The sequence below is a fragment of the Roseateles cavernae genome, assembly GCF_040187885.1.
GTDB lineage: Bacteria > Pseudomonadota > Gammaproteobacteria > Burkholderiales > Burkholderiaceae_C > Roseateles_E > Roseateles_E cavernae.
The window spans coordinates 358,072-382,855 of record NZ_JBDPLH010000001.1 but is presented as its reverse complement, the minus strand read 5'-3'; the positions used below and the strand labels follow the sequence as shown (position 1 = coordinate 382,855).

The window sequence follows — 24,784 nt, the reverse complement described above, 5'->3', positions numbered from 1 at the left end:
TTCAATGATCGAGATCCACCCGCTCTCCCCTGAGCGCCAGGCCGACTTCATGGCCTTCTTCGATGGCGAGGCTTTCAGCGACAACCCGCGCTGGGCCTTTTGCTACTGCCAGTGCTTTTATGAGGACCACCGGGTCGTCAACTGGAAGGCGCGCACGGCCGACGAAAACCGTGACTGTGCCGCGCGGCGCATAGCGACCGGCCGGATGCAGGGCTATCTGGCCTATCGCGAGGGCCGCGTGGTCGGCTGGGTCAATGCGGCGCCGCGCCCGCTGCTGCATGCACTGGACGATGAACCGCCGCTGCAGACTTCGCCCGAGGAGTTGGCACGTACCGGCACGATCATGTGCTTTTTGGTGGCCCCCAGCCAGCGCGGCCAGGGCATTGCAAAGGTTCTGCTGGACGCCGCTTGTGATGGCTTGCAGGAGCAGGGCATGGCCCGCGTTGAGGCCAATCCGCGCACCGATCCGGCTAGCGCCGCCGACAACCACTTCGGCCCGTTGAAACTCTATCTCGCGGCCGGCTTCGAGCAACTGCGCGATGACGGCGATGGCAGTGTCTGGGTCGGCAAGGATTTGCTGTGACGACCATCGTGTCGCCGCCGGGCGATCACCGCTACCCGGTCTCGATCAAGGCCGTGCTGCGCGCACCGAACGGCGAGCTCTTGCTGATGCTCAATGAGCGCGAAGAATGGGAGCTGCCCGGCGGCCGCATTGAGCCCGGTGAGCTACCGCACGAATGCCTGGCGCGCGAGATCGAGGAGGAGCTGGGGCTGCGAGTGGAGGTCGATGCGTCACCGCTGGATGCCTATCTCTTCGAGGTGGTCCCCGGCAAGCAGGTGTTTATCTGCACCTATCGGGCCCGGCTGTCGGCGGGGGCGGGGTTCGCGCCCCGGCTGAGTCCTGAGCACAGACAGATTGGCTTGTTTGGGCCCGAAGCCTTGCCGGCGAATCTGCCGGCCGGCTATCGGACCTCTGTTCGCAATGCATTGGCGGCCGAGGAGGGTGGCGGCGATGAGTGACGCACAGCAGAGCAGCAGCGCCGGCATCGCGCTGGCCGACCACATCCGCAGGCTCGAACGCAGCCGCCTGCGCGCGCTGGTCGCCGCCGACATGGCACTGGCCAGCCCGCTGCATGCGCCCGACTTCCAGCTGATCACACCGGGTGGCGCGGCCTTCAGCCGCGATCAATACCTGGGCAAGATAGCGCAGGGCACGCTGCGATACCTGCGCTGGGAGCCGGATGCCGAGATGGCGGTGCGCGTCAGCGGCCAGGACAGCGCGGCGATACGCTACCAGGCCACGCTGGCCTTCGAGGGCAGCGCGCCGTTTCGCTGCTGGCATATCGACACGTACGAGCGCAATGCCCAGGGTCAGTGGCAGGTCGTGTGGTCGCAGGCCACGGCGATCAAGCCGGCCAGCTGAACCCGATCCGGCGCTGCCGACGCATGCGCCACAATCACCACCAGCCATCCATGTTCCGGAGACTTCTTCGATGATTCACGCCCACACCCTTGCCGCCGAATCCGCGCCCACCGCCGGCGATCGCCCCGACCGTCTGGAGGAGCAGCTGTCCTTCAAATCGCGCTTCGTGCTGCTGTTCGGCGAGATCAGCGACACGGTTGCCCATGCCACCTGCCGCCGCCTGCTGGCGCTGGCGGCCGAGTCCGATGCGCCGATCACGCTGCTGATCTCCTCGCCGGGCGGCCATGTGGAATCGGGCGACGCGATCCACGACATGATCAATTTCGTGCGTGCCCCGGTCACCACGGTGGGCACCGGCTGGGTAGCCAGCGCCGGCGCCCATATCTTCCTGGCGCCGCCCAAGGAGCGCCGCGTCTGTCTGCCCAACACCCGCTTCATGATCCACCAGCCGGCCGGCGGCGCCGGCGGCCAGGCCTCGGACATTGCGATCCAGGCGCGCGAGATCCTGCGCACCCGCGAGCGCATCGCCCAGGTCATCGCCAAGAAGACCGGCCAGAAACTCGAGCGCGTGCAGACCGATATGGAACGCGACCACTGGATGAGCGCCGCCGAGGCGATCGAGTACGGCATCGTCTCGCGCGTCATCGAGCGCCAGCAAGAGCTGGGCTGAGCTTGCATTCGACACCGCTGACGGCTGGCGACAGCCTGCTGCTGCGCCCTTTCGATGACGGCGATGCGTTGGCCTTCGCGGCCGCTGCGCGCGAGTCGGTCGTGACGGTGGGGCGCTGGATGCCCTGGTGCAGCGAGGGCTACAGCGAGCAGGATGCGCTTGACTGGTTCGCCGCCTGCCGGGCCGGCGCCGCAGCGGGCACGGCCCATGAGTTCGGCATCTTCGACCGCGAGACCGACGCTTTCATCGGCGGCGCTGGCCTGAACCTGATCAACCCCCAGCATCTCTACTGCAATCTGGGCTACTGGGTGCGGCAATCGCGGCAAGGGCAGGGGGTGGCCGGCCGCTGTGTCCAGGCCCTGGCGGCTCATGCTTTCGGCGTGCTGGGGCTGCGGCGGGTTGAGATCATCGTCGCTGAGGGCAACCGGCCCAGCGAGGCGGTGGCCCGCAAGTCCGGCGCGCTGCTGGAATGCGTGGCCCGCCAGCGCCTGAACATCCGCGGCCTGTCGGTGCCGGCCTCGGTGTTCTCGCTGGTGGCGGGGTCGGATCGCTGAGGACCAGCAAGACCTGGCCCCTGCCCAAGGGACATTCCTGGCCTTGCCTTGTCACGGGGCTTGCATCATGATGCGGCGCAGCCGCCGGCGGCAACTTGGACCGGCCGGCGGATTGAACCTTTGGTGGAGGAAGAAACGATGACAACAAAGCAATATGGTGCCGAATTCCTGGGCACGTTCTGGCTGGTGCTGGGGGGCTGCGGCAGCGCGGTGCTGGCGGCGGCCTTTCCGGGCCTGGGCATCGGCTTCGTCGGCGTGTCGCTGGCCTTCGGCCTGACGGTGCTGACCATGGCCTACGCGGTGGGCCATATCTCGGGCGGGCATTTCAACCCGGCCGTCTCGGTGGGCCTGTGGGCCGGCGGGCGCTTCCCGGCCTCGCAGCTGCTGCCCTACATCATTGCCCAGGTGCTGGGCGGTCTGGCGGCCGGCGGCGTGCTCTATCTGATCGCCAGCGGCAAGGCCGGCTTTGATGTGTCGGCCGGTTTCGCGTCGAACGGCTTCGGCGAGCACTCGCCCGGCGGCTACTCGATGCAGGCGGCGCTGATCACCGAGGTGGTGCTGACGGCCTTCTTCCTGATCATCATCCTGGGCGCCACCGACGGCCGCGCGCCGGCCGGCTTTGCGCCGATCGCGATCGGCCTGGCCCTGACCCTGATCCACCTGATCAGCATCCCGGTCACCAACACCTCGGTCAACCCGGCGCGCAGCACCGGCGTGGCGATCTATGTCGGCGGCTGGGCGGTGCAGCAGCTGTGGCTGTTCTGGCTGGCCCCCATCGTCGGCGCGCTGCTGGGCGCGGCGGCCTACCGCGTGGTCGGCGCCAAGTCCTGATCGATCGCGGCAAGACCTGACCCTTCGATGACGAAAGCCGGCCTGCGGGCCGGCTTTTTCATGGGCGTTGCACCGGCATTCTTGTGAAATCCTGAATGCTCAGTTGCAGCGCCGCCGGTTTTTCTTCAGCGGCCCGAGGTTCAAAGTTCGGCCCATGGACACGGCGATACCGACAACAAGCATCGCTGGCTCCAGAGCCTCAACCCCAATCAATCCGCAAGCTGAAAAGGAAACAACCATCATGAACAAGCTGACCGCCGTCATCGCCCTTGCCCTGCTGTCGACCACCGGTGCCGCGATGGCCCGGGGCGGGGCCTTCAACGAACTGGGTCGCGACAGCGATGTGAGCGTGAGCGTCGCGGCGCCGCAGACCCGCGCCGCCGTGCTGGCCGAGCTGCAAAAAGCCCGCCAGAGCGGCGCGCTGGATCGCCTCAACAGCGAGTCCTATGCACCGCAGATCTCGACCGTGTCGACCAAGAGCCGCGCCGCCGTGCTGGCCGAGCTGCAGCAAGCCCGCGTCAGCGGTGAGCTGGCCTTGCTGAACAGCGAGCATGCCGACTTCGCCCATGGCCCGCAGACCCGCCCGCTGCCGCAGACGCTCGCCGGCCAGCCGCGCAGCGCGCAATAAGCCCGGGCGGATGCACAGGCCGGGTCGCCGCGGGCCCGGCCGATTGCGTCAGCCTCACGACAAAGGCGACCTTGTGTCGCCTTTTCTATTGCTTGAATCGGATCCGACAGTGGGAGAATGAGCGGCCTCAGCGGGCCGTGGAGGGCTGGCCGAGCTCAGGAGAACCCCGTCATGCCTTTTGAAGTCCCGGAATTGCTCGGACCCTATCTGCTGCCGCTGTTGATCGCGGTGCCGCTGGCCATTGTGGTGCTGGTCATCAGCCGCCGCCGTGGCGACGATCTGGACAACACCCGGGCGGCCCCGGGCACGATGCTGCCGCCGACCCAGCCGATGACCTTGGCCGAGCAGGGCCAGCCGGCCTCGCTGCTGCTGGTCGACGACTCGGCGGTGGCGCGCGCCAAGCTGGGCAAGCTGTTCGAGAGCGCCGGCTACCGCGTCACCCTGGCCAAGGATGGCGTCGACGCGCTGGAGCAACTGGCCCAGCAGCACTTCAATGTGATGGTCACCGACCTGGAAATGCCCAACAAGGACGGCTTCGAGCTGATTGCCGATGTGCAGGGCAGTCTGGAGACCGAGGATCTGCCCATCATCGCGATCACCGGCCACGACGAGCTGCACACCCGGGTGCACGATGTGCAGGGGATCTACGGCCTGTTCAAGAAGCCCTGGAACGACCGCGAGCTGCTCAAGCGGGTCGAGGCCCTGGTCTCGATGCGCAAGCCGCGCAAGGCCTGACCCCTGCCCATGCGCTATCGCCATCTCTCGCTGGTTCCCGCCCTGCTCGCCGTCGCCCCGGCGCTGTGGGCCCAGGTGCTGCCGACACCGGCCGTGCTGCAGGCCAGTCTGGGCGCGCCGCCACAGCCGGTCACGGTGATCGAGCCGCATCTGAGCGTCGGTGGCAAGCAGGTGCGCCTGAGCTATCTGGGCTATCCGATCGCCCAGGTGCTGAACGCCCATCTGGGGCCCGACTGGCAGAAGACGCCCGGCAAGGAGATCGAGTTCCGTGCGCTGGACGGCTATGTCTCGCGCATTCCGGTCGAGCGCTTCGGCACCAGGCAGCGCGCCTATCTGGTGCTGGGCCGCCAGGACGGCAGCGAGTTCGTGGTCGACAATCTGGAGCAGAACCAGAAGCGCGTGCCCCTCGGGCCCTACTACCTGGTCTGGGACAATATCGCCGCGCCCGAGTTGCAGGCCGAGGGCGCCAGCGGCTGGCCCTATCAGGTCGCCCAGATTGCGCTGCGCACCAGCAGCAAGACGGCCCTGCTGCCGCCCGGGCTGGCGCCGGGCTTCGAGCTCCAGGCCGGCCTGGCGCAGAAGTTCTGTCTGAACTGCCACCAGGTCAACGGCTTTGGCGGCGACAAGATGCCCATCAATCTGGCGGCCCGCGCCAAGCAGATCGATGCCACCACCTGGCAGCGCTGGCTGCTCAATCCCAGCGCGGTGAGACCGGGCACGACCATGCCGCCGCTGCCCGAGGGCCTGGCCGACCGCGAGGCGGTGGCGCGCCAGCTGCACGACTATCTGAAGGCCTTGCCGGTCAGCGAGTAGGCGTCGCCACGACTATGCGTTCACAATCGGCTCGGCCCGCATGCAGCAGGAGCCCGCGATGAACGACAGCGTCACGAAGTACATCGGCAGCGACACCGCCCGGCTCTACCAGGCGGCCAGCGGCAGCCAGGTCCGGCTGGAGCTGCTCTGGGGTGACCGGGCCCAACTGCTGGAGGCGGGACCGAGCCGCTCCAAGGTGCGCGCGCGCGGCAAGACCGGCTGGGTCGACAACGCGGCGCTGGGCGGACAGTCGCTGCTGGAGGTCTACATCATCGATGTGGGCCAGGGTGACGGCATCCTGATACGCACGCCCGACGACCGGCATCTGATGATCGACGGCGGCTATGCGCGCAGCAAGCAGCCCAGCGGCAAGAATGCGGCCGACTTCGTCGACTGGAAATTCGCCAAGGACTATGGTCGCGACACCATCAAGCTCGACGCGATGATCGCCTCGCACTGCGATGCCGACCATTACGGCGGCCTGGCCGATCTGCTCGATGTGGCGCAGACCGCCGAGCTCGATGCCAAGAAGCTGCAGGTCGAGGCCTTCTATCACGCCGGTGTGGCCTGGTGGACCAACCCGGCCAACGGCCAGCGCTGGCTGGGCCCGAGCTCGGCCGACAAGCGCTGGCTGACCCAGCTGATGGGCAGCCGCAACGAGGTGCTGGCCGCGCTGAAGCCCGGCGCCGAGCCGCGACTGCAGGGCGAGTGGGCCGGCTTCATGGGCCATGTGTGCAAGGCCCGCACCGCTGCCGGCCGCATCACGCCGGTGCGCCGCCTGAGCCAGAAGGACGGCTTCCTGCCCGGTTTCGATGGCGCCGGCGGCGGCGTCGCGATCAAGGTGCTGGGGCCCTGGGAGCAGACGCTGGCCGGCAAACCCGCCTTGCACAGCTATGCCTCGGCGCCCAGCCAGAACACCAACGGCAATAGCGTGCTGCTACGCCTGGACCATGGCCGCGCCCGCATCCTCTTGACCGGCGACCTCAACACCGCCAGCCAGCGCGCGCTGCTGGACGATTATGCGGGCCGGCGCATCGAGTTCCAGTGCGATGTGGCCAAGGCCTGCCACCATGGCAGCGACGATGTGAGCTACGAGTTCCTGGCCGCGCTGCGGCCGGCCGTCACGGTGATCTCATCGGGCGACAGCGAGGGCCACGACCATCCGCGCCCGGCCATCGTCGCGGCCAGCGCCACCACCGGTCATCTGCAGGTCGAGCAGGATCGCATCGTCACGCCGCTGGTCTACTCGACCGAAATCGCCCGCAGCGTGCAGCTCGGCAAGCCGCTGCGCCTGATCACGCCCGACCACGCGCACGAGCAGGCCGAGCTGGCCAAGATCCGCATCGAGGCCGCCGTCACCAAGGCCGGCGATCTGAATCCCAGCAAGACCACGCGCACGCTGGGCAGCACCCTGGTTGTGGCCGGCCTGGTCTACGGCCTGGTCAATATCCGCACGGACGGCGAGACCATTGTCTGCGCGACGCTCAACGAGAAGGACCACAGCTGGAGCGTGCGCAAGATCAGGTCGAGGTTCTAGCTAGTCCGCCAGATCCCGTACATGCTCGTCATCGGCCCAGCCGAGGATCTCGAAGCCGCCGCTGTCCTTGAGCTGCACGCGGTTGATGCCGGTGTTCGGAATCGCGCATTCGCGGGCGCCATGCAGGCTCAGGCCCTTGGCCGTGCGCCAGACCATGTCGAGTACGCCGCCATGGGTCACGACGGCCAGGCGCTGGCCGCTGTGCTGGGTGGCCAGCTGCTGCAGCGCGGCGATGACGCGGCGGTGGAACAGCGTGCGGCTCTCGGCGCCGCCGGGCAGCGCGTAGTCGGGCTCGTGCTTGGCCCAGAGCGCGAACTCGGCCGGATGCTGGACGCGGATGTCCTCGAAGGTCAGGCCTTCGAGGATGCCGAAGGCCTGCTCGCGCAAGGTCGGCGTGTAGCTGGGCACCAGCTTGGTCTGGCCGGCCAGTGGCGCGGCGGTCTGGCGGGTGCGCATCAGATCGCTGACCACCAGCGCATCGATGCGCTCGGCCGCCAGCCGCGCGCCCAGGCGTTCGGCCTGGGCCAGGCCGCGTGCGTTGAGCGGCACATCGAGATGGCCCTGGAAGCACTGGCGGCGATTCCAGTCGGTTTCGCCATGGCGTATCAATATCAGCTCGGTCATGGCTTCAGATCCAGGGTTGGGGCAGCTGCTCGGTGGCGATGGCCTGCTGCACCGCCGGGCGTTCCAGCATGCGCTGCAGATAGACGCCCAGCAGCGGCAGGCTGCGCGCCGGCCGGGCGAAGCCGCGGGTCCAGCGGCACAGCATGAAGGCCAGCGCGTCGGCCACGCTGTAGCGCTGGCCCAGCAGCCAGGGGCCGTCGTGGCTGGCCAGCTGGGCCTCCAGCTGGTCCAGCAGCGGCGCGATGCGCGCCTCGGCCTGCGCCTTGACCTGGGCCACGCCCTCCGCATTGCCCTCGACCACCCAGCGTTCGGGGTAGTAGTAGGCCAGGACCAGGGGCTGGAAGGTGTTGGTCAGCCAGATCAGCCATTTGTAGAACTGGGCCCGCTCGGCCGTGGCCAGCGGCGGCACCAGGCTGGCCTCGGGGTGGGTGTCGGCCAGGTGCAGGAGGATGGCGGCGGTCTCATACAGCACCAGCTCGCCATCGACCAGCACCGGGATCAGCCCGTTGGGGTTGAGCTTCAGATAGTCGGCCGACTTGTGGGCGCCAGCGGCGCGGTCGACCAGCTTCAGCTCGAACGGCACGGCCAGTTCGTTCAGGACGATGTGGGGCGCGAAGCTGGCATTGCTCGGGTGGTAGTGCAGCTGGATCATGGGGTGGGGCCGGGCGTGATCGATGGGCGGCATCGTAGCGCCAGCTTGTGACGGTGTGGGCGCAGCGAGGTGCGCCAGCGCACGGACGACGCGATCGGCTTCATGCAAGCTGGCTCACCGGCGGAATTCCGTCATTGCAGGAGAGATCAGCCATGTCCAAGGGCCAGCGCGGCAATAAGGAAGCGAAGAAACCGAAGAAGGACCCGCCGATCAGCAAGCCCGCCGACCCGGGCGCCTTGGCGCCGCCGGTGGCGGAGCGGGGGCGGAAGAAGTAGGCGAGGGCTGGTGCTCAGACCACGCAGCCGGCCTCGCTGCCCGAGCCCTGCTGCGAGCTCGCCAGGCTCACGCCATAACGCTCGGCCGTCATATGGGCCAGGATGGACAGCGCGATCTCGGGCGGCGTGCGGGCGCCGATGTTCAGGCCGACCGGGCCGTGCAGCCGCGCGAGCTGGGCCTCGCTCATGCCGAAATGCTCGGCCAGGCGGGCCTTGCGCTTGGCCTGGTTGACCCGCGAGCCGATCGCGCCGACATAGAAGGCCGGGCTGCCCAGCGCTTCCATCAGGGCCAGGTCGTCGAGCTTGGGGTCGTGGGTCAGCGCGACGATGGCGCAGTGGCCGTCGGGGGCAAAGCGCTGCACCACGTCGTCCGGCATCTCGCGCGTCAGGGTGGCGCCGGGAATGTCGGGCTGGTACTCGTCGCGCGGATCGCAGACCAGCACCTGGTAGTCCAGCGCCAGCGCCATGCTGGCCAGGTACTGGGTCAGCTGGCCGGCGCCGATGATCAGCAAGCGCCATTGCGGGCCGTGGTGGGTGACCAGCTGCGTCTCGCTCAGGCGCACCACATCGGCATGGGCCTGCGGGGCCAGCAAGCGCACCGCGCCGCTGGCCAGGTCCAGCTCGCGTTGCACCCGCTCGCCGGCCGCCAGACGGGCCAGCAGGGCCGGGATCTGCGAGGCCGCGCTGAGCGGCTCCAGCACCAGCTCCAAGGTGCCGCCGCAGGGCAGGCCGAAGCGGGTGGCCTCTTCGGCGCCGACGCCGTAGCGGATCAGCTCGGGTCTGCTCAGGGTCAGCGCGCCCTCGCGCACCTTGGCGATCAGATCGTCCTCGATGCAGCCGCCCGAAACCGAGCCGGCGATCAGGCCGTCGTCGCGCACCGCCACCACCGAGCCCACCGGCCGGGGCGCCGAGCCCCAGGTGCGGGTGATGGTGCCCAGCACGACGCGCCGGCCCTCGCTCATCCAGCTCGATACCTGGCGCAGCACATTCAGATCAACATTGTCCATAAGCGTTCTTTGAGACTCTAGCCCGGCGCCCGGGCGACACAGGCGTCGAACATACCCGATAGCGGCCGGCCTTGCCTGAGCTGCGGTGAATCCGGGTTGACCCGCAGGTCTGGTGCAAGTGGGCACCAAGCTGGCACAGCTGTGCCAAGCCGGGGCAGCATGCCCGGACTGAAGCGCCCCATGTATGGGCATACATGCGGGTAAACGGTAGATAGCGCCCGCGGCGGGCTGCCGCGACGATGGTCGCTGATGGATCGCTGACGACAACAAGGAGACAAGCCAATGAGCCACAAGATCACGCTCAAGGTCAACGGCAAGCCGGTCACGCGCGAGATCGCGCCGGACCGCCTGCTGGTGCAATTCCTGCGCGAGGACCTCGCGCTGACCGGCACCCATGTGGGCTGCGACACCAGCCAGTGCGGGGCCTGCACCGTGCACCTGGACGGGCGCGCGGTGAAGAGCTGTTCGATGCTGGCCGTGCAGGCGGTCGGCGCCGAGATCACCACCATCGAGGGCCTGTCACCGGCCGGCGGGGAGATGCACCCGATGCAGGCCGCGTTCAAGGAGTGCCACGGCCTGCAATGCGGCTTCTGCACGCCCGGCATGGTGATGAGCGCGGTCGACCTGGTGCAGCACCACCGCTGCAGCTCAGAGACCGATATCCGCGAGGGGCTGGAGGGCAATATCTGCCGCTGTACCGGCTACCAGAACATCGTGCGCGCCGTGCAGCTCGGCGCGCAAAACATGAAGTGATGGAGGCCGCACCATGAACGCACCCAAAGAAGGTTTCATCGGCCAGAGCGTCAAGCGCCGCGAGGACGCGCGCTTTCTGACCGGGCGGGGGCAGTACACCGATGACATCGTGCTGCCGCGCCAGACTTATGCCTACTTCCTGCGCTCGCCCTATGCCCATGCGCGCATCAAGAGCGTGGACACGGCAGGCGCGGCGGCGGCCGAGGGCGTGCTGGGCGTCTACACCGGCGAGCACTTCCGCGCGATCGGCGGCCTGCCCTGCGGCTGGCTGATCAACAGCCTGGACGGCAGCCCGATGAAGGAGCCCAAGCACCCGATCCTGGCCGACGGCAAGGTCCGCTATGTCGGCGATCCGGTGGCCCTGGTGGTGGCCGAGAGCTATGCCGAGGCCAAGGCCGCCGCCCAGCTGATAGCGATCGACTACGAGGAGCTGGTGCCGGCGGTCGACACCGCCGCCGCCAAGGGCCATGCGGGCCAGGTGCATGAGGAAGCGCCGGACAACGTCTGCTATACCTGGGGCTGCGGCGACAAGGCCGGCGCCGACGCGGCCTTTGTCGGCGCCGCCCATGTGACGCGGCTGGAGTTCCGCAACAACCGGCTGATCCCCAATGCCATCGAGCCGCGCGCGGCCAATGCCGCCTACAACGCCAGCGACGACAGCTACACGCTCTACACCACCAGCCAGAACCCCCATGTGGCGCGGCTGCTGATGTGCGCCTTCGTGCTGGGCATTCCGGAGCACAAGCTGCGCGTGGTCGCGCCCGATGTCGGCGGCGGCTTCGGCTCCAAGATCTTTCTCTACAACGAGGAGACCGCGCTGACCTGGGCCAGCAAGCAGGTCGGCCGGCCGATCAAGTGGACGGCGGACCGCTCCGAGGCCTTTCTGAGCGATGCCCACGGCCGCGACCATGCGACCGTGGCCGAGCTGGCACTCGACGCCGGCGGCAAGTTCCTGGCGATGCGGGTCCACACCACCGCGAACCTGGGTGCCTATCTGTCGACCTTCGCGTCCAGCGTGCCGACCATTCTCTACGCCACGCTGCTGGCCGGCCAGTACACGACACCCAAGATCTATGCCGAGGTCACCGGCGTTTTCAGCAACACCGCGCCGGTCGATGCCTACCGCGGTGCCGGCCGGCCCGAGGCCACCTATGTGGTCGAGCGCCTGGTCGAGACGGCGGCCAAGGAGCTGGGCCTGAACCCGGCCGAGATCCGCCGCCGCAACTTCATCCACAGCTTCCCCTACGCGACGCCGGTGGGCCTGACCTACGACATCGGCGACTACGACGCGACGCTCAAGGAAGTCATCGAGCTGGCCGATGTGGCCGGCTTCGCGGCGCGCAAGGCGGTGTCCGAGGCCAAGGGGTTCAAGCGCGGCATCGGCTACTCGACCTATATCGAGGCCTGCGGCCTGGCGCCGTCCAACATCGCCGGCGCCCTGGGCGCACGGGCCGGCCTGTTCGAGGCCGGCGAGGTGCGGGTGCATCCGACCGGCAAGGTGACCATCTTCACCGGCAGCCATTCGCATGGGCAGGGCCATGAGACGACGTTTGCCCAGGTGGTCGCGGACCGGCTCGGGATTCCTATCGACGATGTGAGCATCGAGCACGGCGACACCGCCAAGGTGCTGTTCGGCATGGGCACCTATGGCAGCCGCTCGCTGTCGGTCGGCGGCACGGCCATCATCAAGGCGGTCGACAAGGTGATCGCCAAGGGCAAGAAGATCGCCGCCCATCTGCTGGAGGCGGCCGACACCGACATCGAATTCGAGAACGGTATCTTCAAGGTGGCGGGTACCGACAAGAGCGTGCCCTTCGCGTCCGTCTCGCTGACCGCCTATGTGCCGCACAACTATCCGCTCGACAAGCTGGAGCCCGGCCTGAACGAGAACGCCTTCTACGACCCGACCAATTTCACCTATCCGGCCGGGTCCTATGTCTGCGAGGTCGAGGTCGATCCGGCCACCGGCGTCGTGCGGGTGGACCGCTTCAGCGCGGTCGATGACTTCGGCAACATCGTCAACCCGATGATTGTCGAAGGCCAGGTGCAGGGCGGCATCGCGCAAGGCATAGGCCAGGCGCTGCTGGAGCATGGCATCTATGACACCGAGAGCGGCCAGCTCTTGACCGGCAGCTATATGGACTATGCGATGCCGCGCGCCGACGACCTGCCCAGCTTCAATATCCGCACGGCCAAGGGCACGCCCTGCACGCACAACCCGCTGGGCGTCAAGGGCTGCGGCGAGGCCGGCGCGATCGGATCACCGCCGGCGGTGATCAATGCGATCTGCGATGCCATCGGCGTCAAGGACCTGCCGATGCCGGCGACGCCGCACACCGTGTGGCAGGCCATCCAAGCCAAGCGTTGAACCGGGGAGCACAGCATGACATTCGCCTACCAACAAGCCGCCAGCGTCGCCGACGCGGCCCAGGCCGTGCGGGCCAATAGCGAGGCCAAGATCCTGGCCGGCGGCCAATCCCTGCTGGCCGCGATCAAGCAGGGCCTGGCCGCGCCCGAGGCCTTGATCGATCTGTCCGGCCTGGCCGATCTGAAGGGCATCAAGGTCGAGGCCGGCAAGGTCACGATCGGCGCGATGAGCACGCACGCGGCGGTGGCATCGTCCAAGGAGCTGGCCGCCGCGATACCGGCACTGGCCGATCTGGCCGGCCGCATCGGCGACCGCCAGGTGCGCAACCGCGGCACGATCGGCGGCAGCCTGGCCAATAACGACCCGGCCGCCTGCTATCCGGCGGCGGTGCTGGCCTTGAACGCCACCATCCACACCGACCGGCGCTCGATTGCGGCCGATGATTTCTTCAAGGGCCTGTACGAGACCGCGCTGGCCGAGGGCGAGATCATCAGCTCGGTGAGCTTCCCCGTCCCGGAGAAGGCCGGCTGGCAGAAGTTCAAGCAACCGGCCTCGCGCTTCTCCATCGTCGGCGTGTTCGTCGCGAAGACGGCCGGCGGCGTGCGCGTGGCCGTGACCGGTGCCGGGTCTTGCGTGTTCCGCGCCACGGCGCTGGAGCAGGCGCTGAGCGCCAGCTGGAGCCAGGCGGCGACGATGACGGTCAGCATCAGCGACGCGGGCCTGAACAACGATCTGCATGGCTCGGCGGCCTACCGGGCCGCGCTGATTCCGGTGCTGGCCGGGCGCGCGGTGGCGGCCAGCTGATGGCGGCGGCATTGCCCGCCAGCATCGACGAAACGGCGGCACAACTGCTGGCCCAGGGCTATGTGGCCCAGCGCGAGCTGGCCACCGCCGTCTTCCTGGCCCTGCGCCTGCAGCGCCCGCTGTTCCTGGAGGGCGAGCCGGGCACCGGCAAGACCGAGATCGCCAAGGCCCTGGCCGCGATGCTGGGGCGGCCGCTGATACGGCTGCAATGCTACGAGGGCCTGGATCTGGCCAGCGCGGCCTATGAGTGGAACCATGCGCGCCAGATGCTGGAGATCAAGAGCGGCGGACTGAGCGGCGATGACTTGTTCGCGCGCCGCTTCCTGATCGCGCGGCCGCTGCTGCAGGCCCTGGAACAGCCGGGGGTACTCTTGATCGACGAGCTGGACCGTGCCGACGAGCCTTTCGAGGCCTTTCTGCTGGAGCTGCTGAGCGACTTCCAGCTCAGCATCCCCGAGCTGGGTGTGATCAAGGCCGCCGAGCCGCCCATCGTGGTGCTGACCAGCAATCGCACCCGCGAGATCCACGACGCGGTCAAGCGCCGCTGCCTCTATCACTGGGTCGATTTCCCCGATGCACAGCGCGAGCTGCAGATCCTGCGGCTCAAGGTGCCCGGTGCCGGCGAGGCGCTGTCGCGCCAGATCGTCGCCTTCATCCAGGGCCTGCGCACGCTGGACCTGTACAAGCTGCCCGGTGTGGCCGAGACCATCGAGTGGTCGCGCGCGCTGCTGGAACTCAACGCCCTGGTGCTGGACCCGGAGACGGTCAGCAACACGCTGGGCGTGCTCCTGAAATACCAGGACGACATCGCCAAGGTGCAGGGCTCGGAGGCGGCGCGGCTGCTGGAGCAGGTGAGGGTGGCCACGCACCATGGCTGAGTCGCCCGATCTGCCGGCGCACCTGGCGGCCAATGTGATGCACTTCGCCCGCGTGCTGCGCCAGTCCGGCATGGCCGTGGGCACGGACCGGGTGCAGCTGTGCCTGCAGGCGCTGCAGGTGGCCGGGCTGGCGTCGCGTGCCGATTTCAAGGCCACGCTGGCCGCCTGCCTGATTGACCGCGCGGCGCACCGGCCCTTGTTCGAACAGGCCTTCTACCTGTTCTGGCGCGACCCCGATCTGCTGGGCCGGGTGATGGCGATGATGTTGCCGCGCGCCCAGGCCCAACCCGGCACCCCGCCGCCGCCGGAGAACCGACGCCTGGCCGATGCGCTGTTCCCGCAGGGGCAGCGTCAGGAGCCGCGTGAACCGGAGCAGCAGATCGAGATCGATGCCCGGCTCAGCTGGAGCGATCAGGAGCTGCTGCGCCAGCGCGATTTCGAGACGATGACGGCCGAGGAATGGGCCGCCGCCAAGCGCCTGCTGGCGCGGCTGCGTCCCTTCTTCGAGACCCGGCCCACGCGCCGCTTCCGGCCTTCGGCCCAGGGCCGCTTCGACTGGCGTGCCACGATGCGCGCGCAGACCCGCGAGGAGCTGGCGCCGCCGTGCTGGCGCCGGCCCAGGGGCAAGATCGCGCCGCTGCTGATCCTGGCCGATATCTCCGGCTCGATGAGCCGTTATTCGCGCATGCTCTTGCATCTGGCCCATGGCCTGGCCAATCCGGCCGAGCGCCGTCATGCGCCCAGGGTCACGAGCTTTGTCTTCGGCACGCGGCTGACGGCCATTACCCGGCTGCTGCAGCAGCGCGACCCCGATATCGCGGTGGGCGCCGTCGCGCGCGCGGTGGCCGACTGGTCGGGCGGCACCCGCATCAGCGCCTGCCTGCACCAGTTCAACCATGATTGGGCCCGCCGCGTGCTGAGCAGCGACACGACGGTGCTCTTGATCACCGACGGCCTGGAGCAGGGTGACAGTGCCGAGGCCCTGGCCTTCGAGGCGCGCCGTCTGCGCCTGTCCTGCCGGCGCCTGATCTGGCTGAACCCGCTCTTGCGCTTCGAGGGCTTCGAGCCCAGGGCGGCAGGCATCAAGGCCTTGCTGCCCGAGGTCAGCGCTCATCTTCCCGCCCACAATCTCGCCAGTCTTGAAGATCTGGTGAACACCTTATGCAACTGACCGGACAAGAAACCCTTCCCGTCGCCCAGGCCCAGGCCTGGGCCGCGCTCAACGACACCGAGATGCTGAAGGCCGCCATCACCGGCTGCGAAGCGCTGACGCCCACTGGAGAGAACGAATACGAGGTCCTGCTCGCGGTCGCGATCGGCCCGGTCAAGGCGAAGTTCAAGGGCAAGCTCAAGCTCTCCGACCTGCAGCCGCCGACCAGCTACCAGCTCGCCTTCGAGGGCTCGGGCGGCGCGGCCGGGCACGGCAAGGGCACTGCCCAGGTGCGGCTGGAGACGCTGGGCCCGGCCCAGACCCTGCTGCACTACACCGTGGTGGCCAGCGTCGGCGGCAAGATCGCGCAGATCGGTTCGCGCCTGGTCGATATGGCCGCGCAGAAGATGGCCGGCGACTTCTTCGCGGCCTTCAACGCGGCGCTGGCCGAGCGCTATGGGGTGGCACCGGCCGAGCCACCGGCCCCGCCCAAGAGCGCCTTCCAGCGCTTTCTGGACTGGTATCTGGGCTGGCTGGGGCGGATCTTCAGCAGCGGGCGTTGAGGGTCAGAGCGCCGCGCTGGCCCGCTTCCACCACTGCGAGAACGAATCGCAGTGCCGCGCCACCGGGGCGAACAGCTGCGGCCTCGGCCGGCAGCGGGCCAGGCCGTGCAGGGCGGGCGAGAGATGCGGGTCGGCCACCATCTGCACCGAGCGTGCCTGCGCCAGCGCGCCGGCCAGCGTGGCCGCATCGCCCCACCAGCGCAACGCGGCCAGCTCGCTCATGCGCTGGCCGACAAAGGTCCAGCGTGCCGCGCTCCAGGGCCAGCGCGCATGCAGATGGCCGGCCTCGAAGACGGCCACGCTGACGGTGCCGTCCGGCAGATCGGGGGGCGGGTCGGCCAAGGCCCAGGCGTGGACCAGCCAGACATCGCGCCCCGCCACCGCCTGGGCATCGGGCGCGCTCCAGGCGGCGGGCGGCCGCTCGTGCAGGGCCGGCGTGTCGATGCCCGGCGCTTGCAGCGCTTCGGCGCCGACCGGCTCGGCGCTGCGGGCGATCGCATCGAGGGCCTCGTAGGAGGTGTCGATCACCGTGCCCGGGCTGTGCCAGTCCGGCGGCGCATGGCGGGCGACATTGCCGGCATTGAAGAGATAGGGCTTGTGGCTGCCGGTACCGGCCACCCATTGCCAGCTCAGGTGGTTGCTGGCCAGATCACCGTCCAGCAGGTGGCCGTACATCCAGTCGGCGCCGCTGCGCCAGTGGATCTTGCGCAGATGGACGATATAGCTGGCCAGCCACAGGCGCAGATGGTTGTGCAGATAGCCTTCGGCATAGAGCAGGCGCACCGCCCGGTCGATCACCGGGACGCCGCAGCGCGCCTCGCGGATGTCGGCCGGCAGCTCGCGGGCATAGGCGCGGTCGGGCAGCGGACCGGCATGCAGGGAGCGGAAGATCGCCTCGCCGCGGCGCTGCCAGACATGGTGGAAATACTCGCGCCAGCCGAACTCGTAGACCAGCTTGTGCTGCGGGTGCAGCGGCCCGTGCCGTTCGGACAGTGCGGCCATCACCGCAGGCAGGTCCAGCAGGCCATGGCTCATATAGGGCGAGAGCTGCGTCACCGCACCGTCCAGCGCATTGCGGCTGCGCGCGTACTCGTGCGGGTCGATCGCGGCCACCCGTGCCCGGGCGGCGGCCAGCGTGGGCGGGAAGCCGGGCTTGCTCATGCCGCAGCGGCTCGCAAGGTCTCGGCGTGCGCGCGGATGGCCTGCCGCTGCGCATCGTCCAGCCGCGCCAGATTCTTGAGCTGCATCTGCATGCGCGGCTGGCGCATCAACCAATCCTCGTGGCGCAGCAGAAAGTCCCAGTACAGGCTGGTGTAGGGGCAGGCGCGCTCGCCCACGCGCTCGGCCGGGTCGAAGCGGCAGCCTCGACAGTAGGGGCCCATGCGCTGCAGGTATTTGCCGCTGGCGATATAGGGCTTGCTGGCCATCAGGCCGCCGTCGGCGAACTGGCTCATGCCCAGGGTGTTGGGCAGCTCCACCCACTCGACGGCATCGACATAGACGGCCAGATACCAGGCATGCAGCTGCTTCGGGTCCACGCCCAGCAGCAGCGCGTAGAGGCCGGTGACCATCAGGCGCTGGATGTGGTGGGCATAGCCCTGTTCCAGGGTCTGCTTCAGCGCGTCGCGCAGGCAGGCCATCTCGGTGTCGCCGCTCCAGTAGCAGGCGGGCAGGGGCTGGCGGGCGTCCAGCGCATTGCGCTCCAGATAGCCGGGCATCTGGGTCCAGTAGATGCCGCGCACATACTCGCGCCAGCCGAGGATCTGGCGGATGAAGCCCTCGACGCTGGCCAGCGGCGCGTGGCCGTCGCGCCAGGCCGCCTCGGCCGCGGCGACCACCTCGCGCGGGTTCAGCAGCTTCAGGTTCAGCGCGGCGGCCAGCTGCGAGTGGTAGAGCCAGGGCTCGTCGGGCCAGAGCGCGTCCTGGTAGCGGCCGAACAGCGGCAGGCGCTCGCTGATGAAGTCCTGCAGCGCCCGCAGCGCATCGGCGCGCGTCACCGGCCAGGCGAACTGCGCCAGCGAGCCCGGGTGATCGGCAAAGCGGCTGTTGACCAGCGCGATGACCTCGCGGGTGATCGCATCGGGCGCGAACTCGGCGCGCGGCGCTCGCAGGCCGGGGCCATTCGGGCCGAAGGCGTCGCGGTTCTCGGCATCGAAATTCCACTGCCCGCCGGCCGGCTGGCCATCGGCCTGCATCAGCACGCCGTGCCGGCCGCGCAGCTCGCGGTAGTAGTACTCCAGCCGCAGCTGCTTGCGGCCCTTGGCGTGGGCCGCGAACTCGCGCACCGTCGCGTAGAAATGCCGGTCCTCGCGCAGCACCAGCGGCAGCCCGGCCTCGCTGGCCACCGCCTTCAGCGCCTGCAGCACCCGCCAATCCCCCGGCGCGGTCAGCAACAGGCGCTGCGGGCGCAACTCGGCAAGGCTGGCGCCCAGCTCGGCCGCCAGCGTGCCGAGATTGCCCGCATCGTCGAGCCGCCGGTAGTGCAGCGGCCTTCCGGCGGCGCGCAGCGCGGCGGCGAAATGCCGCATCGCGGCCAGAAACAGCGCGATGCGCGGCTTGCCCGACCAGACATGGGTGGACTCCTCGGCCATCCAGACCGCGTCGTGGGCCGGATCGAAGTCATCGAAGGCGGCGGCTTGCAGATCGAGCTGATCGCCCAGCACCAGCACCAGATCGCGCAGGCCCTCAGCCATGGCGGCCCGTCCTGGCGCTGCGGCAGGCGTCGGAGCAGTAGCGCACCTCGTCCCAGACCCTGGCCCAGCGCTTGCGCCAGCTCATCGATCGGCCGCAGGCCTGGCAGGGCTTGCTGGGCAGGTTTTGCTTATTGCCCTTGAAGTCGGCTGACGAGGGCGAGGAGGATTTGACGCGCATGGGCCGAGCTTAGGCAGATCGGCCTCGCCGACCCCGACGGCGCGCAATTCTCGGCGCGTGGGCTCTGATAATCCGATTCAATTTCGAGTCAGTGAAGGCCCTCATGTCCGAGTCCGTTGCAGAAGCCGTCGCGCAGCGCCACTACCGCAGCGCTGCCGTGGCCCGCATGCTGCGGATGCCGGTGGCGACGCTGCGCGTCTGGGAGCGGCGCTACCGGGTCAGCGGTGCGGCCACCAGCGCGGCCGGCCACCGGCTCTACAGCGCCGCCGATGTGCGGCGCCTGGCCCTGCTGAAACAGCTGACCACGCTGGGTCATGCCATCGGTGCGCTCGCCGCGCTCGATATGGACGGGCTGCAGGCCGTGGCCCGCACCCATGCCAGCACCGTGGCCGAGCCGCTGCGCCTGCCTGTTCTGACACTGGATCTTCCGCTGGACCTGCCGACCGACACGGCGCCGCCACGTCGCTTCGACGATGCGGTGCTCGGCGACGTGGCGGGGCTGTCCTCGACGATTGCCTGCGAATGCCCACAGCATCTGGCCGAGATCCTGATCCGGCTGGCGCAGTTCGAGGCCTACAGTGCCGACTGCCGCCAGCGCAGCCCGGCCGATGCCGAGCTGCACGCCTATCTGCAGCAGGTCGCGGGCCAGGCGCGCGCCAGCTTCGAGACGGCGCTGGAGCGGGTGGCCATCCACGAAGGCCTGTTGCTGGGCCCCGCCTTACAATCCGGGGCTTGCGCGCCGCCGCCGGCCGCGCTCCGCGACTGAGCCCTCCCAGAACAAGACAGCGCCCGCCCGACACCGGGGCGGGCGTTTTTTCATGAACGTCCCCATGTCCGCTGTCTCCTCCCGCCTGCTGCACCTCGATGCCTTGAAGGCGGTGGCCGCGCAGCTGATCGTGCTGCATCACCTGGCCGCCTACGGGCCCGTCGCCGAGACCGTGCAGTCGCTGTGGCCGGCCCTGATCGCCTGGCTGTATGACTATGGTCGCATGGCGGTGCAGGTGTTTCTGGTGGTCGGCGGCTTTCTGACGGCGCGCGGCCTGGCACCGGCCGGCCGACCCTTGGAAGGTGCGCCGCTGAGCCTGCTGTGGCGCCGCTATCTGCGCCTGGCGCTGCCGTTTATGGCGGCCGTGCTGCTGACGCTGGCCTGCTCGGCCCTGGTCGAGCCGCTGCTGCCCGAGCTGGTGCCGGCCGCGGTCAGCGCACCGCAGCTGCTGGCCCACGGGCTCTTGCTGCACGATGTGCTGGGCTATGAGGCGCTGACGGTGGGTGCCTGGTATGTGGCCATCGATCTGCAGCTGTTCGCGCTGCTGCTGGCCCTGCTGTGGCTGGTGCGCGGCAGCGCGGCGGCGCGCTGGCTGGGCCCGGCCCTGGTGCTGCTGCTGAGCGCGGCCTCGCTCTGGGTCTTCAATCTGGATGCCAGTCAAGACGTCTGGGCGCCGTACTTCTTCGGTGCCTATGGCCTGGGCGCGCTGGTGCACTGGCTGGGCTTGAGCCGCCATCGCAGGCTGGGCCTCGTTGTGTTGACAGCGCTGGCCGGCGGGGCCCTGGTCTACGAGTTCCGCGAGCGCCTGGCGCTGGCGCTGGCCACCGCGCTGCTGCTGGCCTGGCTGCAGCAGCGCCACCAGCGCGGCCTGCGGCTGCTGCGCGGCCGGGCGGCGGCGGCGCTCGCTCATCTGGGCACGCACTCTTATGCGCTGTTCCTGGTGCACTTCCCGATCTGCCTGCTGGTCAATGCGCTGTTCGAGCACAAGGACCCCGAGCACCCCTGGGCCGGCGTCGCCGCGATGGCGGCCGCCTGGGCGCTGAGCAATCTGGCCGCGCTGCCTTTCTATCGCTGGATCGAGGCGCCGGCCGGGCGGCTGCGCCTGGCTTGGGCGCGCACCCAGCAGGCCTGAGCCCCGCTGGCCTCAGCGCGCCAGCGGCCGGGTCTGCGGCGTGCGCTGGAAGGCGCTCTTGTCAAAGCCCAGCGAGGCCGCCTTGTCGAGCAGGCGCTGCAGCTGGGCCTCGTCCATCTGCGGCTCGCGCGACAGCACCCAGGCGTGCTTGCGGTTGGGTGTGCCGACCAGCACCTGGCGGTAGTTCTCGTCCAGATCCAGCACCCAGTAGTCGCCGTAGAACGGCCAGAAGAAGGTGACGCTCAGCCTGGCATTGCCGCTGCCGTCCACCACCTTGGCATGGCCCTTGACGTCCTCGATCTCGCCGCTGGCCGTGCGGCAGCGGTTGATCACCTCGACGCGTTCGCCGTCGGGTCGGTAGCGGGCCTGGGTGTCGGCCACGCATTGGCGCTGGAAGCGATTGGGCAGCAGTGCGATCTCGTACCAGGCGCCGGCGTAGCGCGCGAGGTCGACGTCGGCCACCGTGGGCAGCGGGGCATCGGCCGCATTGGCGACGCTGCAGGTCAGCAGCGTGGCGGTGATCAGCAGGGTTTTGAGCATGGCGGGAGCCTAGCTCATGCGGCGGCCGGATCGGCGTACTCGAAGCTGTTCGGTATCGTCAGTCCCGTGTAGCTGATCGAGACGCTGGGTTCCAGCGCACTGACCTGGTGCCACCAACCCAGTGGCAGGAACAGGGTTTCACCGGGGCGCACCACCACATCCAGCACGCGCGCGGCGGCGACATCCGGATAGCGGCCGTGGTCCGGTGCGTCCAGGTCGACCGGGCTGAACACATGGCTGTGGTTGTACATGCGCGCCCATTCCAGCGGCGACACCAGACGCCAGCGCTTGCTGCCGATGATCTGGGTGTGGAACAGCATGCAGGTGTCGTGATGCAGCGGTGTCTTGGTGCCGGCCGGTCCTATCCAGAGATGGGCGGCGGCGGCGAGCCGGGCCCGGTCCGCCAGGGGCGGGAGTTCGCCGACATCGTCCAGCAGCCCGGCAAAAGCGGCCTGGCGCAGCAAGCCGTTGTTGGCCGTGATGTAGGCGTTGTTGTCCCAGGCTGTCTGTTCGACATAGGCAAGAAACTCGCCGAAGCGCATCGGGCGCTTGTGCGCGACGCTGTTCTCCTCGAAGCGAGGGTCGTCGTTGCGGCCGTCCTGGACCTCGATCGTGTGCTCGCCGAAGCGGGCGGCGAGCCGCTCCCAGCGCCAGTTCTGCAGCGCCGGCCAGTGGCGCGCAGGCTCGGTCAGCAGGGCGGGCCGGAAGGCGTGCACATGGCGGGCGAGGAAGTCGGCCGCGTCCATCCGGCCGACCCGCGGGATCTCCGCATAGCCTGGGTCCGAGGCCCAGACCGACTGCATATTGCCGACCACCGACAGCAGCTTGCGATGCTGGCGCTGGCCGCGCGCGGCCGCCGCGAAGATCGGGTCCTGGGCGACCCGCTGGATGGCGGCCAGTGCCGGATCGGCGGGCAGGCCCGCATCCACCATGCCCTGCAGCATCGAGTCGACGCTGCAGCCGCGCAGCAGATTGGTGGCTATCCATTCGGTCCAGGCCGTGCCGTCGGCCACAGACCGTGTGTCAACTTGCATGTGCTCGGGCAGACTTGCGCTATCGGTCCGCAGTGTGGCCAGCGTTGATGACAGCCTGACGAAGCTGTGGTGACGACCCCGCCGGGCTGCGCTCAGCCCCCGGCCTGCGCCCGCTCCAGGTCGGCCAGGGTCTTGCCCGGCTCGTCGCGGAAGCGTTCGTCCAGCAGGGTCAGGTCTTGTATCCGGTCGACCCGGAAGCTGCGGAAGTCGCTGCGCTTTTCGCACCAGGCCGCGACGGTCCAGACCGGGCCCCAGAAGAAGCAGGCCAGCGGGCGCACCACCCGCTCGGTACTGGCGCCGCCGAGGTCCAGATACTGCAGGCGCAGCTTGTGGCGGCTCTCGGTGGCTTCACGCAGCCGCATCAGGCGCTGGCTCAGGCCTTCGTCCATGCCGCTGTGCGGTGCATAGACCGCCAGGCTCTCGGCCGCCGCCCGCGCCGCCGGCGACAGCACGGCCAGGATCTTGGACAGCGCGCTTTCGGCCGGCGCGATCAGACCGGCGTCCAGTGCCGGCCGCGCCAGCCGCACCACGGCCACCAGGGCCTGGGCCTCGTCCTTGGTGAACATCAGCGGCGGCAGGTCGAAGCCGGCCCGCATGCGGTAGCCGACGCCGGCCTCGCCCTCGATAGGCACGCCCTGCTGCTGCAGCGCGGCCACATCGCGGTAGACGGTGCGCACCGACACCTCCAGGCGCTGGGCCAGGAACTCGGCGGTGGAGAGGCGGCGCCCACGAATGAGCTGGACAATCTGGAACAGGCGGTCGGCACGGCGCATCCCTCCATTGTGGCGGCTTCCGATGCTCGCTTCACACTGCTGACGCCGTGCTGTCAGTAACATCCGCCCATGTCGATTCAACAGCTGACCCCCGACTGGCAAGCCTGGCTGCGCGAGAACGTCGCGCGCGGCTGCCGCCGCGACACCATGCTGCCGCTGCTGGTGCAGGGCGGTTTTGCCCCGGCCGTGGCCGAGCGGGCGCTGGACGAGCTCATCGCCGGCGCGCCGGCGCTGCCGGCGACGCAGGGTCAGGCCTTGCGCAAGCGGCCCGCGCCCGAGCTGCAGGCCAATCGCATTGACTGCGCCGGCCAGCGCGTGCGCGTCGCGGCGGTGCTGGATGCGCCGCAGATCGCGCTGTTCGAGAACCTGCTCAGCGAGGCCGAGTGCGCGGCGATGATCGCGCTGGCCGAGACCCGGCTGGCGCGCTCCACCGTGGTCGACGAGCAGCTCGGCGAGGCGCGGGCGCACGAGCACCGCAGCAGCGCCGGGGCCTGGTTCCAGCGCGGCGAGACGCCGCTGGTCGCCACCATCGAGGCGCGGCTGGCCGCGCTGCTGCGCTGGCCGGTGGATCACGGCGAGGGCCTGCAGGTGCTGCGCTACGGGCCGGGCGGCGAGTACCGCGCCCACCATGATTTCTTCAACCCGGCCCATGCCGGCAGCCAGCGCCATCTGCAGCAGGGCGGCCAGCGGGTCGGCACCTGCATCCTCTACCTGGGCGAGGTCGAGGCCGGCGGCGGCACCCGCTTCCCGCAGCTGGGCTTCGAGGTGCGGCCCTCGCGCGGCGCGGCGCTGTACTTTGCCGATGTCGATGCGCGCGGTGTCGAAGACCCGGTCACGCTGCACGCCGGCGTGCCGGTGCTGGCCGGTGTCAAGTACATCGCCACCAAATGGCTGCGCGAGCGGCCCTATGTCTGATGGCCGCGCTCGCGCTGCGCCGCTGCGAGACGGGTGACCGCCCGGCGCTGGCCCGCATGCTGGAGCTCTACCAGTACGAGCTGTCCGATATCTGGGACCAGGACCTCGATGCCAACGGCGAATTCGGCTACGACCTGGAGAGCTTCTGGCGCTCGCCCACCTGCCATGCCTTCATCGCGACGGTGGCTGGTCGCTACGCCGGCTTCGCGACGGTGGACCGGCGCGTCAAGATCGGGCCCGAGGGCTGGTGGATGGACCAGTTCTTCGTGCTGAAGAAGTACCGCCGCGCCGGGGTCGGTGCGGCGCTGGCCGCCCATGTGTTCGAGGCGCTGCCGGGCGACTGGGAGGTCGGCCAGATGCCGGCCAATCTGCCCGCCCAGGCCTTCTGGCGCCGCGTGATCGCGGCCCGCAGCCACGGCCACTTCAGCGAACACCGGCTGGAGCAGGGACGCTGGACGGGCATCGTCCAGCGCTTTCACAGCGTCTGA

30 protein-coding genes are annotated in these 24,784 nt (G+C 69.2%); 21 read left to right on the top strand and 9 right to left on the bottom strand.

The window, feature by feature from the left end; translation table 11 throughout:
• Positions 1 to 4: 4 nt before the first annotated feature.
• From ABGI63_RS01860 to ABGI63_RS01815, 10 genes are all read left to right on the top strand, one after another.
• Positions 5 to 583, top strand: a complete 579-nt coding sequence (locus tag ABGI63_RS01860) for a GNAT family N-acetyltransferase (protein ID WP_349740761.1) — start codon at positions 5 to 7, stop codon at positions 581 to 583.
• Positions 580 to 1,020, top strand: a complete 441-nt coding sequence (locus ABGI63_RS01855; protein WP_349740760.1) for an NUDIX hydrolase — start codon at positions 580 to 582, stop codon at positions 1,018 to 1,020. Before ABGI63_RS01860 ends, ABGI63_RS01855 begins: the two co-directional genes overlap by 4 nt.
• Complete coding sequence (locus ABGI63_RS01850; RefSeq protein ID WP_349740759.1) at positions 1,013 to 1,423, top strand: nuclear transport factor 2 family protein; 411 nt, start codon at positions 1,013 to 1,015, stop codon at positions 1,421 to 1,423. The genes ABGI63_RS01855 and ABGI63_RS01850 overlap by 8 nt, the downstream gene beginning before the upstream one ends.
• Before the next feature lie 70 nt (positions 1,424 to 1,493).
• Positions 1,494 to 2,093, top strand: coding sequence for a ClpP family protease (locus ABGI63_RS01845; RefSeq protein ID WP_349740758.1), 600 nt, complete (start codon positions 1,494 to 1,496; stop codon positions 2,091 to 2,093).
• A gap of 2 nt (positions 2,094 to 2,095) precedes the next feature.
• Complete coding sequence (locus ABGI63_RS01840; RefSeq protein WP_349740757.1) at positions 2,096 to 2,647, top strand: GNAT family N-acetyltransferase; 552 nt, start codon at positions 2,096 to 2,098, stop codon at positions 2,645 to 2,647.
• A gap of 138 nt (positions 2,648 to 2,785) precedes the next feature.
• Positions 2,786 to 3,478, top strand: a complete 693-nt coding sequence (gene aqpZ / locus ABGI63_RS01835) for an aquaporin Z (protein ID WP_137943840.1) — start codon at positions 2,786 to 2,788, stop codon at positions 3,476 to 3,478.
• Positions 3,479 to 3,719: 241 nt separating this feature from the next.
• The gene (locus ABGI63_RS01830) at positions 3,720 to 4,106 is read left to right on the top strand and encodes a DUF4148 domain-containing protein (RefSeq protein ID WP_349740756.1); all 387 of its coding nucleotides are present in this window, start codon (positions 3,720 to 3,722) and stop codon (positions 4,104 to 4,106) included.
• A 171-nt stretch (positions 4,107 to 4,277) separates the two neighbouring features.
• Positions 4,278 to 4,841, top strand: a complete 564-nt coding sequence (locus tag ABGI63_RS01825) for a response regulator (RefSeq protein ID WP_349740755.1) — start codon at positions 4,278 to 4,280, stop codon at positions 4,839 to 4,841.
• A gap of 9 nt (positions 4,842 to 4,850) precedes the next feature.
• A complete protein-coding gene (locus ABGI63_RS01820) occupies positions 4,851 to 5,654 on the top strand; it encodes a hypothetical protein (RefSeq protein WP_349740754.1) in 804 nt (267 codons plus the stop codon).
• A gap of 58 nt (positions 5,655 to 5,712) precedes the next feature.
• Positions 5,713 to 7,191 carry a ComEC/Rec2 family competence protein gene (locus ABGI63_RS01815; RefSeq protein ID WP_349740753.1) on the top strand — a complete coding sequence of 493 codons (1,479 nt, stop codon included), beginning with the start codon at positions 5,713 to 5,715 and terminating at the stop codon, positions 7,189 to 7,191.
• Here ABGI63_RS01815 and ABGI63_RS01810 read toward each other — a convergent pair whose 3' ends face one another.
• Complete coding sequence (locus tag ABGI63_RS01810; protein ID WP_349740752.1) at positions 7,192 to 7,815, bottom strand: histidine phosphatase family protein; 624 nt, start codon at positions 7,813 to 7,815, stop codon at positions 7,192 to 7,194. It abuts the gene before it with no gap.
• A gap of 4 nt (positions 7,816 to 7,819) precedes the next feature.
• The gene (locus ABGI63_RS01805; RefSeq protein ID WP_349740751.1) at positions 7,820 to 8,467 is read right to left on the bottom strand and encodes a glutathione S-transferase family protein; all 648 of its coding nucleotides are present in this window, start codon (positions 8,465 to 8,467) and stop codon (positions 7,820 to 7,822) included.
• 152 nt (positions 8,468 to 8,619) lie between these two features.
• Between ABGI63_RS01805 and ABGI63_RS01800 the strand changes: the two genes are divergently transcribed.
• Positions 8,620 to 8,742 (top strand): hypothetical protein, encoded by a 123-nt coding sequence (locus tag ABGI63_RS01800; RefSeq protein WP_262971916.1) that lies wholly within the window; start codon positions 8,620 to 8,622, stop codon positions 8,740 to 8,742.
• Positions 8,743 to 8,756: 14 nt separating this feature from the next.
• Here ABGI63_RS01800 and ABGI63_RS01795 read toward each other — a convergent pair whose 3' ends face one another.
• Positions 8,757 to 9,749, bottom strand: coding sequence for an XdhC family protein (locus tag ABGI63_RS01795; protein ID WP_349740750.1), 993 nt, complete (start codon positions 9,747 to 9,749; stop codon positions 8,757 to 8,759).
• Positions 9,750 to 10,031: 282 nt separating this feature from the next.
• Between ABGI63_RS01795 and ABGI63_RS01790 the strand changes: the two genes are divergently transcribed.
• From ABGI63_RS01790 to ABGI63_RS01765, 6 genes are read left to right on the top strand one after another with little or no spacing between them, the layout of a single operon-like run.
• The gene (locus ABGI63_RS01790) at positions 10,032 to 10,502 is read left to right on the top strand and encodes a (2Fe-2S)-binding protein (RefSeq protein ID WP_349740749.1); all 471 of its coding nucleotides are present in this window, start codon (positions 10,032 to 10,034) and stop codon (positions 10,500 to 10,502) included.
• 13 nt (positions 10,503 to 10,515) lie between these two features.
• A complete protein-coding gene (locus tag ABGI63_RS01785; RefSeq protein ID WP_349740748.1) occupies positions 10,516 to 12,870 on the top strand; it encodes a xanthine dehydrogenase family protein molybdopterin-binding subunit in 2,355 nt (784 codons plus the stop codon).
• A 15-nt stretch (positions 12,871 to 12,885) separates the two neighbouring features.
• On the top strand, positions 12,886 to 13,674 hold the full coding sequence (locus ABGI63_RS01780) for an FAD binding domain-containing protein (RefSeq protein ID WP_349740747.1): 789 nt from the start codon (positions 12,886 to 12,888) through the stop codon (positions 13,672 to 13,674).
• Positions 13,674 to 14,552: an AAA family ATPase gene (locus ABGI63_RS01775; protein ID WP_349740746.1), complete on the top strand. Its 879-nt coding sequence runs from the start codon at positions 13,674 to 13,676 to the stop codon at positions 14,550 to 14,552. Before ABGI63_RS01780 ends, ABGI63_RS01775 begins: the two co-directional genes overlap by 1 nt.
• Positions 14,545 to 15,723, top strand: a complete 1,179-nt coding sequence (locus ABGI63_RS01770; protein WP_349740745.1) for a vWA domain-containing protein — start codon at positions 14,545 to 14,547, stop codon at positions 15,721 to 15,723. Before ABGI63_RS01775 ends, ABGI63_RS01770 begins: the two co-directional genes overlap by 8 nt.
• Positions 15,714 to 16,265, top strand: a complete 552-nt coding sequence (locus tag ABGI63_RS01765) for an SRPBCC family protein (protein WP_349740744.1) — start codon at positions 15,714 to 15,716, stop codon at positions 16,263 to 16,265. The genes ABGI63_RS01770 and ABGI63_RS01765 overlap by 10 nt, the downstream gene beginning before the upstream one ends.
• A gap of 3 nt (positions 16,266 to 16,268) precedes the next feature.
• Here ABGI63_RS01765 and ABGI63_RS01760 read toward each other — a convergent pair whose 3' ends face one another.
• From ABGI63_RS01760 to ABGI63_RS01750, 3 genes are read right to left on the bottom strand one after another with little or no spacing between them, the layout of a single operon-like run.
• Positions 16,269 to 17,426: an FAD-binding domain-containing protein gene (locus tag ABGI63_RS01760; RefSeq protein WP_349740743.1), complete on the bottom strand. Its 1,158-nt coding sequence runs from the start codon at positions 17,424 to 17,426 to the stop codon at positions 16,269 to 16,271.
• A complete protein-coding gene (locus tag ABGI63_RS01755; protein ID WP_349740742.1) occupies positions 17,423 to 18,958 on the bottom strand; it encodes a cryptochrome/photolyase family protein in 1,536 nt (511 codons plus the stop codon). Before ABGI63_RS01755 ends, ABGI63_RS01760 begins: the two co-directional genes overlap by 4 nt.
• Positions 18,951 to 19,136, bottom strand: coding sequence for a DUF2256 domain-containing protein (locus tag ABGI63_RS01750; RefSeq protein WP_349740741.1), 186 nt, complete (start codon positions 19,134 to 19,136; stop codon positions 18,951 to 18,953). Before ABGI63_RS01750 ends, ABGI63_RS01755 begins: the two co-directional genes overlap by 8 nt.
• A gap of 103 nt (positions 19,137 to 19,239) precedes the next feature.
• Here ABGI63_RS01750 and ABGI63_RS01745 point away from each other — a divergent pair, with 103 nt between their 5' ends.
• Both ABGI63_RS01745 and ABGI63_RS01740 read left to right on the top strand, forming a co-directional pair.
• Positions 19,240 to 19,902, top strand: a complete 663-nt coding sequence (locus ABGI63_RS01745) for a MerR family transcriptional regulator (protein ID WP_349740740.1) — start codon at positions 19,240 to 19,242, stop codon at positions 19,900 to 19,902.
• A gap of 64 nt (positions 19,903 to 19,966) precedes the next feature.
• Complete coding sequence (locus ABGI63_RS01740) at positions 19,967 to 21,034, top strand: acyltransferase family protein (protein ID WP_349740739.1); 1,068 nt, start codon at positions 19,967 to 19,969, stop codon at positions 21,032 to 21,034.
• Between the two features lie 12 nt (positions 21,035 to 21,046).
• On the opposite strand, the gene ABGI63_RS01735 is transcribed toward ABGI63_RS01740, so the two are convergent.
• The 3 genes from ABGI63_RS01735 to ABGI63_RS01725 form a co-directional block, all read right to left on the bottom strand.
• Positions 21,047 to 21,574 carry a lipocalin family protein gene (locus tag ABGI63_RS01735; protein ID WP_349740738.1) on the bottom strand — a complete coding sequence of 176 codons (528 nt, stop codon included), beginning with the start codon at positions 21,572 to 21,574 and terminating at the stop codon, positions 21,047 to 21,049.
• Positions 21,575 to 21,588: 14 nt separating this feature from the next.
• On the bottom strand, positions 21,589 to 22,608 hold the full coding sequence (locus ABGI63_RS01730) for a cupin-like domain-containing protein (protein ID WP_349740737.1): 1,020 nt from the start codon (positions 22,606 to 22,608) through the stop codon (positions 21,589 to 21,591).
• 92 nt (positions 22,609 to 22,700) lie between these two features.
• Positions 22,701 to 23,381: a helix-turn-helix transcriptional regulator gene (locus ABGI63_RS01725; protein ID WP_349740736.1), complete on the bottom strand. Its 681-nt coding sequence runs from the start codon at positions 23,379 to 23,381 to the stop codon at positions 22,701 to 22,703.
• A gap of 69 nt (positions 23,382 to 23,450) precedes the next feature.
• Between ABGI63_RS01725 and ABGI63_RS01720 the strand changes: the two genes are divergently transcribed.
• Both ABGI63_RS01720 and ABGI63_RS01715 read left to right on the top strand, forming a co-directional pair.
• Positions 23,451 to 24,296 (top strand): 2OG-Fe(II) oxygenase, encoded by an 846-nt coding sequence (locus tag ABGI63_RS01720; RefSeq protein ID WP_349740735.1) that lies wholly within the window; start codon positions 23,451 to 23,453, stop codon positions 24,294 to 24,296.
• Positions 24,296 to 24,784, top strand: coding sequence for a GNAT family N-acetyltransferase (locus ABGI63_RS01715; protein WP_349740734.1), 489 nt, complete (start codon positions 24,296 to 24,298; stop codon positions 24,782 to 24,784). The genes ABGI63_RS01720 and ABGI63_RS01715 overlap by 1 nt, the downstream gene beginning before the upstream one ends.

Bases quoted from the DNA above. Each gene is read 5' to 3' on its own strand.
- ABGI63_RS01860 (WP_349740761.1), top strand. From the start codon at position 5: ATGATCGAGATCCACCCGCTCTCCCCTGAGCGCCAGGCCGACTTCATG.
- ABGI63_RS01850 (WP_349740759.1), top strand. From the start codon at position 1,013: ATGAGTGACGCACAGCAGAGCAGCAGCGCCGGCATCGCGCTGGCCGAC.
- ABGI63_RS01845 (WP_349740758.1), top strand. From the start codon at position 1,494: ATGATTCACGCCCACACCCTTGCCGCCGAATCCGCGCCCACCGCCGGC.
- aqpZ (WP_137943840.1), top strand. From the start codon at position 2,786: ATGACAACAAAGCAATATGGTGCCGAATTCCTGGGCACGTTCTGGCTG.
- ABGI63_RS01830 (WP_349740756.1), top strand. From the start codon at position 3,720: ATGAACAAGCTGACCGCCGTCATCGCCCTTGCCCTGCTGTCGACCACC.
- ABGI63_RS01825 (WP_349740755.1), top strand. From the start codon at position 4,278: ATGCCTTTTGAAGTCCCGGAATTGCTCGGACCCTATCTGCTGCCGCTG.
- ABGI63_RS01820 (WP_349740754.1), top strand. From the start codon at position 4,851: ATGCGCTATCGCCATCTCTCGCTGGTTCCCGCCCTGCTCGCCGTCGCC.
- ABGI63_RS01815 (WP_349740753.1), top strand. From the start codon at position 5,713: ATGAACGACAGCGTCACGAAGTACATCGGCAGCGACACCGCCCGGCTC.
- ABGI63_RS01810 (WP_349740752.1), bottom strand. From the start codon at position 7,815: ATGACCGAGCTGATATTGATACGCCATGGCGAAACCGACTGGAATCGC.
- ABGI63_RS01805 (WP_349740751.1), bottom strand. From the start codon at position 8,467: ATGATCCAGCTGCACTACCACCCGAGCAATGCCAGCTTCGCGCCCCAC.
- ABGI63_RS01800 (WP_262971916.1), top strand. From the start codon at position 8,620: ATGTCCAAGGGCCAGCGCGGCAATAAGGAAGCGAAGAAACCGAAGAAG.
- ABGI63_RS01795 (WP_349740750.1), bottom strand. From the start codon at position 9,749: ATGGACAATGTTGATCTGAATGTGCTGCGCCAGGTATCGAGCTGGATG.
- ABGI63_RS01790 (WP_349740749.1), top strand. From the start codon at position 10,032: ATGAGCCACAAGATCACGCTCAAGGTCAACGGCAAGCCGGTCACGCGC.
- ABGI63_RS01785 (WP_349740748.1), top strand. From the start codon at position 10,516: ATGAACGCACCCAAAGAAGGTTTCATCGGCCAGAGCGTCAAGCGCCGC.
- ABGI63_RS01780 (WP_349740747.1), top strand. From the start codon at position 12,886: ATGACATTCGCCTACCAACAAGCCGCCAGCGTCGCCGACGCGGCCCAG.
- ABGI63_RS01775 (WP_349740746.1), top strand. From the start codon at position 13,674: ATGGCGGCGGCATTGCCCGCCAGCATCGACGAAACGGCGGCACAACTG.
- ABGI63_RS01770 (WP_349740745.1), top strand. From the start codon at position 14,545: ATGGCTGAGTCGCCCGATCTGCCGGCGCACCTGGCGGCCAATGTGATG.
- ABGI63_RS01765 (WP_349740744.1), top strand. From the start codon at position 15,714: ATGCAACTGACCGGACAAGAAACCCTTCCCGTCGCCCAGGCCCAGGCC.
- ABGI63_RS01760 (WP_349740743.1), bottom strand. From the start codon at position 17,426: ATGAGCAAGCCCGGCTTCCCGCCCACGCTGGCCGCCGCCCGGGCACGG.
- ABGI63_RS01755 (WP_349740742.1), bottom strand. From the start codon at position 18,958: ATGGCTGAGGGCCTGCGCGATCTGGTGCTGGTGCTGGGCGATCAGCTC.
- ABGI63_RS01750 (WP_349740741.1), bottom strand. From the start codon at position 19,136: ATGCGCGTCAAATCCTCCTCGCCCTCGTCAGCCGACTTCAAGGGCAAT.
- ABGI63_RS01745 (WP_349740740.1), top strand. From the start codon at position 19,240: ATGTCCGAGTCCGTTGCAGAAGCCGTCGCGCAGCGCCACTACCGCAGC.
- ABGI63_RS01740 (WP_349740739.1), top strand. From the start codon at position 19,967: ATGTCCGCTGTCTCCTCCCGCCTGCTGCACCTCGATGCCTTGAAGGCG.
- ABGI63_RS01735 (WP_349740738.1), bottom strand. From the start codon at position 21,574: ATGCTCAAAACCCTGCTGATCACCGCCACGCTGCTGACCTGCAGCGTC.
- ABGI63_RS01730 (WP_349740737.1), bottom strand. From the start codon at position 22,608: ATGCAAGTTGACACACGGTCTGTGGCCGACGGCACGGCCTGGACCGAA.
- ABGI63_RS01725 (WP_349740736.1), bottom strand. From the start codon at position 23,381: ATGCGCCGTGCCGACCGCCTGTTCCAGATTGTCCAGCTCATTCGTGGG.
- ABGI63_RS01720 (WP_349740735.1), top strand. From the start codon at position 23,451: ATGTCGATTCAACAGCTGACCCCCGACTGGCAAGCCTGGCTGCGCGAG.
- ABGI63_RS01715 (WP_349740734.1), top strand. From the start codon at position 24,296: ATGGCCGCGCTCGCGCTGCGCCGCTGCGAGACGGGTGACCGCCCGGCG.